The organism is Salinivibrio sp. MA440, from assembly GCF_001996265.1.
GTDB classification, from domain to species: Bacteria; Pseudomonadota; Gammaproteobacteria; order Enterobacterales; family Vibrionaceae; genus Salinivibrio; species Salinivibrio costicola.
In genome coordinates this window covers 1-1482 of sequence record NZ_MUFI01000094.1, presented here as the reverse complement: position 1 = coordinate 1482, position 1482 = coordinate 1, and the positions used below count along the sequence as shown (strand labels likewise).

Here is a 1482-nt window from a genome sequence, read left to right as displayed (position 1 = left end):
CAATATCACTATACTAATACTCGAGGAGAGAAAGTTGTCATTCAAGAGCATAGCCTTGGTCATAGTACAGCAACAGCAAGGCATGGCGGAGCTCCACATTTTAATGTAAGACAGGTTGATAAGAGTACCGGTGAAGTACTAGATACTTCAACTTTCCCAGGCACACATGGTCACTATAACTTTTAGGTTGAACATTTATGTGGTTTGATTTAGCAACAAATAAAAAAATGATTCATTCAATTTTTCCGCAAGGAATAGCACTAATAAATTCAGAGTTATGCTCTATTAATGTCACAGGGAAAGACGTGCAGCTTTCATTGAATTGCTGTGATATACCGAGCTCTTATCCTAAAAAATGGATGATGAAAGATTTTAATGCTATTCGTATCGTTCTTGAACTTGGGGATGTGTTAGATGTAAAGTATAGAGGGGGAGAGCTAGGATGGGTTGATCGTTTTGACTTCTTTGGGGATAGAGATGATTTGAGTAAAAGTACCTATATAAAAAATGAAAACTTTGAATTCAATTGCTTGTATAAGTACCTAACAGTTAAAAATATTCAGCCCTACGATGATGTTCGATGGGATTGAAGAGAACAGGCGAAGGTGTTCATAGTTCTGTGTGGCGTTGTTGATCAAATCATTCACCTAACGCACTGAACCCAATGGGATTGCTCCCATTAATCAACTCGATAACTAACAGGCATACCGAGTCTGATTGACTTCGCCCATCGCTTTCACGTTGGCCAATGTTTCGCCAGTTTGTACGTTGTAATCACGTAGTGTCAGCTGAGGACTGAGTAACCCAGTTTAGCTGGCACGCGGTATTGCTACCGCTACGACCCGTTTGGGCGACGCATTGCCAAAGAATGTGCACACAGCGACACACAAACCCACTACCTGTGGGACGGCGCGCACATTGTGCAGCAACAACAGGCCACCGCTGATGGCCAGGTGTTGCAACAAACCGAATACCTCTACGAGCCCGGCAGCTTCCGCCCGATGGCGCAAGTGACTCACCATAATCAAGGCAGCGAGCTGCATTACATCGTGACCGACCACGCGGGCACACCGCAAGAGCTGTGTAATGAACAAGGTGATATTGTCTGGCGGGGCGAGCAAGCACTGTGGGGCCATTACCACGGGCAATCACAACGCCACTGGCAACGACGCGAAGAAGCGGCCAACGACAGTATACAGTGTGACCTTCGCTATCAAGGACAACTCGAAGACCCAGAATCGGGCCTTTACTATAACGTAAACCGTTATTACGATGCAGACAGTGGCGGCGTTGTTGATCAAATCAGTCACCTAACGCACTGATCCCAATGTGATTACTCCCWTCAATCAACTCGGTAACTAACAGGCATACCAAGTCTTATGACTTTGTTTATCGCTTTCACGTTGGCCAATGCTTCGCCAACTTGTGCATCGTAGTTACGTAGAGTCAGCTCAGGGCTGATTAACGTTTTGTATCGAGACA

At 45.2% G+C, this 1482-nt stretch carries 3 protein-coding genes and 1 pseudogene; 3 read left to right on the top strand and 1 reads right to left on the bottom strand.

Annotated elements, in window-relative coordinates; genetic code table 11:
• The 3 genes from BZG80_RS15635 to BZG80_RS15625 all read left to right on the top strand — a co-directional run.
• Positions 1 to 186, top strand: a 186-nt coding sequence (locus tag BZG80_RS15635) for an HNH/endonuclease VII fold putative polymorphic toxin (protein WP_241833922.1), incomplete at its 5' end; no start/stop codon positions are given.
• A gap of 11 nt (positions 187 to 197) precedes the next feature.
• Positions 198 to 590 (top strand): Imm50 family immunity protein, encoded by a 393-nt coding sequence (locus BZG80_RS15630; protein ID WP_077679766.1) that lies wholly within the window; start codon positions 198 to 200, stop codon positions 588 to 590.
• Between the two features lie 330 nt (positions 591 to 920).
• Positions 921 to 1322 carry an RHS repeat domain-containing protein gene (locus BZG80_RS15625; protein ID WP_241833921.1) on the top strand — a complete coding sequence of 134 codons (402 nt, stop codon included), beginning with the start codon at positions 921 to 923 and terminating at the stop codon, positions 1320 to 1322.
• A gap of 20 nt (positions 1323 to 1342) precedes the next feature.
• Here the strand turns inward: BZG80_RS15625 and BZG80_RS15825 are convergent.
• Positions 1343 to 1482: pseudogene (locus BZG80_RS15825) on the bottom strand (IS5/IS1182 family transposase); the annotation flags it as partial.